The sequence below is a fragment of the Aeromonas sp. QDB18 genome, from assembly GCF_027705325.1.
Lineage (GTDB): Bacteria > Pseudomonadota > Gammaproteobacteria > Enterobacterales > Aeromonadaceae > Aeromonas > Aeromonas caviae.
Window position 1 is genome coordinate 1 of sequence record NZ_JAPDBQ010000226.1, and the last position, 3623, is coordinate 3623.

General features: G+C 56.7%; 2 protein-coding genes. One reads left to right on the forward strand and one right to left on the reverse strand.

What is annotated here, in order from left to right:
* The first annotated feature begins 268 nt into the window (after positions 1–268).
* Positions 269–2932 carry a phage/plasmid primase, P4 family gene (locus OKC30_RS20175; RefSeq protein ID WP_270809780.1) on the forward strand — a complete coding sequence of 888 codons (2664 nt, stop codon included), beginning with the start codon at positions 269–271 and terminating at the stop codon, positions 2930–2932.
* A 196-nt stretch (positions 2933–3128) separates the two neighbouring features.
* Here OKC30_RS20175 and OKC30_RS20180 read toward each other — a convergent pair whose 3' ends face one another.
* Positions 3129–3545: a hypothetical protein gene (locus OKC30_RS20180; protein ID WP_270809781.1), complete on the reverse strand. Its 417-nt coding sequence runs from the start codon at positions 3543–3545 to the stop codon at positions 3129–3131.
* Positions 3546–3623 lie beyond the last annotated feature (78 nt).

A 3623-nucleotide genomic window follows, 5' to 3' on the forward strand; every position in this document is an offset into this window, starting at 1 on the left:
TATGGATTTAGGGACTCAGAATACTTTTTTCTGAAAATCAAGGCGGCCTTCCCCGGAAAGCCGCGATGAACCAAAAAAGAGGGGTTGTATTGCTTCTGCCGATCCGTATAGTCGGGGTTGTCGGCGGGCAGACGCCCCCGCACATCGCACCTTGGCTCACGCCATAGGCCCACGGGGGGCGCTGTTACCCGATCTGATTACCGCCGCTTGGAACACACTCAACCTAATTTTAGTTCCACAGCAGCGGTCATCTAAGAGGAGAGACATCATGTCTCAATCCACCAAGTTTGACCTTGAATTTGCCCTGGCCGATGCAGGCCACTCCCTGACTATCGACTTTGCTGCCATCAAAGAGCAGTTCCCCATCATGGATGTCGCCTCAGCCCTGACCGGGCAAGACGTAAAGAAAGTCGGCTCCAACACCTATCGACTGGACGATGCCAGTTGCCCACTATGTGGCCATAACGACTGCTTCACCCTCTATCCTGACGACGATAGCTTCCACTGCTTCAGTTGCGAGGAAAGAGGCGACGTGTTCGATCTAGTCGTCAAGTGCGGTCAAGCCGACAAGGCATCTGATGCTGCTCGTCTGCTCCTGCTGGGAGAACTGGCAGTCACCCCAACCGTTCGCAAAGTGGTGAAGCTGGAGCAGCCGATCTACACGGCCCCACCTGCTCGCCTGCAAGAACTCTTCAATCTCGCAGCTAGTCACTATCAGTCCCGTCTGGATGTAGACGAACTGATGGAGCGGCGTGGCCACTCTGAGGAGGTGTTGGTGGGGTTGGATATCGGCTTCTCCGGTGGCCTGAACAAGGTTCTGAAGGATGCAGGGTTCAGCCAAGAGGAGCGACTGGCCTCCGGTCTGGTCAAGCTTCGCAACGATGCCCCAGATCTGCTTCGTGACTTCTTCCCGAGCGGTGTCTATGTGTTCCCGCACTTCGACCGCAACGGACAAGTCAGCCGCTTCACCTTCAAGGACCCGAACAAGCAGCACCAGTACCAACTGCCGAGCGCCTGTTGGCTTAACGGGGTGCAGTTCTACGGGGAAGAGTGTCTGAATGCCCCCGGCCCTGTCGCCCTGGTAGAAGGGGAGAATGACCGCCTGTCGCTGGTGGATGCCGGTTGGCCGGGCCCTGTGCTGGCTAGCATTGGCACGCTGTCACAGACCCAGCTGGAGTGGTTGAAGCGTGAGCTGGCTGACCGTGACGTCGTAACCTTCTTCGACACTGATGAAGCGGGCGACAAGTACCGCTCAAAGATGGCTCGGCTGGGCCTCAAGCTGACCCAAGTCAAGCTGCCGGATAGCGTCAAGGACATCGACGAATACCTGCATAGCGACAACCCCTTGCCTCTGACCGAGCTGGTGGCAGCATTCACCCTGGTTGAGCCTGTGGCTGAGGTCGAAGCCGAAGCCGAAGCCGAAGCCGAAGCCGAAGCCGAAGCCGAAGCCGTTCAGGACGATGATCAGCAGCCGGAAGTCGTCAAGGTCATGCCACGTACAGCCATCTTTGAAAACGAGCTCAACGATTCGGCCAACGCTGAACGGTTCGTGCAGATGCACGGGCATAACCTGAAGTTCGTCCCTGAGTTAGGTGGCTTTATCTACTTCGATGGTACGCACTGGACCCAGAATGACTTGACGCCCATGATCCTTGCTCAAACCGTGGGCAAAGAGATCCAGGAAATCGGGCAGATGTTGATCAAGCAGGCGTGCAAGAAAGAGGAGCTGTCTTGGGCTTATGCAGTGCTCAGACACGGTTCTAGCAGCCTTAACCGGGCTGGCATTCAGAACATGTTGGAACTGGCCAAGCCGATGATGACGGCAAGACTGCACGAGCTGAACGCCAATCCGATGCTGTTGGGCACGGCGAACGGTGTCATCGACCTGAAGTCGGGTCGCCTGTTGGCACCGAGACGGGCATTCATGATGACCCACCATAGCCCGGTGGTCTACGACCCAGCTGCTGTCTGCCCGCGATGGGAGCAGTTCATCGGCGAGATCTGCTGTGGCGATGCCGAGTATGCGGCCTTCCTGCAACGTTGTGTGGGCTACTGGATCACCGGCCGCACCGACGAACAGCTCCTGTTCTTCCTCTACGGAGGCGGCTGCAACGGCAAGAGTACCTTCATGTCGGTCATTCAGCAGTTGCTGGGAGAGTTCAGTCGGCAGATCAACAGTAACGTCTTGCTGTTCAACCGCAACGGCAATACTGGGCCGAACCCGTCCCTGACCAAGCTGGTGGATGCACGTCTCGTGGTCGCCAACGAGCTGCCTGAGGGGGCCCGTATGGATGAGAACTTGGTGAAGGCCATGACGGGGGATGATGTGATTGTCGCTCGTGCTCCCTACGCCAAGAAAGAGATGGAGTTCCGCCCATCCTTCTCTCTGGTTATGGTGGGTAACCACAAGCCCGAGATCCGCGATACCAGCAATGGTATGTGGCGTCGGATGTTGATGCTGCCCTTCAATGCCTCCTTCACGAAGGAACAGCTGGACCCAATGCTGATGGAGAAGCTGCGGGCCGAGATGCCCGGCATTCTGAACTGGGCCATCCAGGGCTGCCAGATGTGGCAAGACCAGAGGCTCAAGGCATCAATTCCTGCTCGTCTCAAGCAGGATGTCGAGACCTACCGTGCCGAGTCGGATATGGTCGGCTGCTTCCTTGATGAGTGCACCCAGGCCAGAGCAGGGGCCAAAGTGCTCATGAGCGAGGTCTACGCAGTCTACAGCCGCTGGGCACAGCAGAACGGTGAATGGGTCATGAAGAGGCTGGCCCTCAAGAAGAAGCTGTTAGAAAAGGGCTATCTGATCCCCCGCTATAAGAGCAATGACACCATCATCGGGTTGACCCTGCTCGATAGCGAGATGGCTGACATGACGGTCTCAGCCCACCGAGAGCAGCCGGAGACAGGAGCGAACTACACAGTATGACGAATGGGGGGCCTGCGGGCCCCTCTGCCGTTTTTGACTTTCCCGTTTTGCCCGCCAACAAAGGCAAAAGGCCCAAGCCAAGCAGTCAATCTGCCGAAATTCCAGCATTTTATAGAACTTTTCCTGTATGAAATCTCGTAGAAAAAGTTCTTAAAAATGCCAAAATTTCAGCATCTCGGCAGACCCATCCCTCCCTTTATCCGGCATCGGCAGGGATAGGGACCAGCGGGATGGCATCAACGATGCTCTTCTTCAAGCTCAGCGTATAGGTGCCGTACCTTCTGCCTGTTGCCGTCCTCTCGCCAGACTGGCTGTGGCCTGTGATGGAGTTCTGTACATCCTCACGGACACCCGCTTCCCGCATGAAGTTGATAAAGGTATGCCGGAAGCTGTGGAACGGTTGAATATCTGTTCGCTCAATTTTGAGTTTCTCACGCAAGTACCGCTGCCACCACACACCCAGTCGCACATGGTATTTCTGCTTGGTGCCAGAGGGTTGCAACAGGGGGAACAGGCGGCCATCGGCAGGTAAGGTGCGAACATAGTCCAACAGGCCCAGCGCCAGCAGATGGGGGTGCACCGGAATGTCCCGGTTACTGCTGCGGTTCTTCACACTTCCTGATTACCCATGACCCTCAGCCAGCTTCAAGAGCCGATATGGCATCGGAGGGCTTGCCACGACTGCATGCCC

What these genes read in the sequence shown, in the direction of transcription:
- OKC30_RS20175 (WP_270809780.1), top strand. Translation starts at nt 269, where the DNA reads ATGTCTCAATCCACCAAGTTTGACCTTGAATTTGCCCTGGCCGATGCA.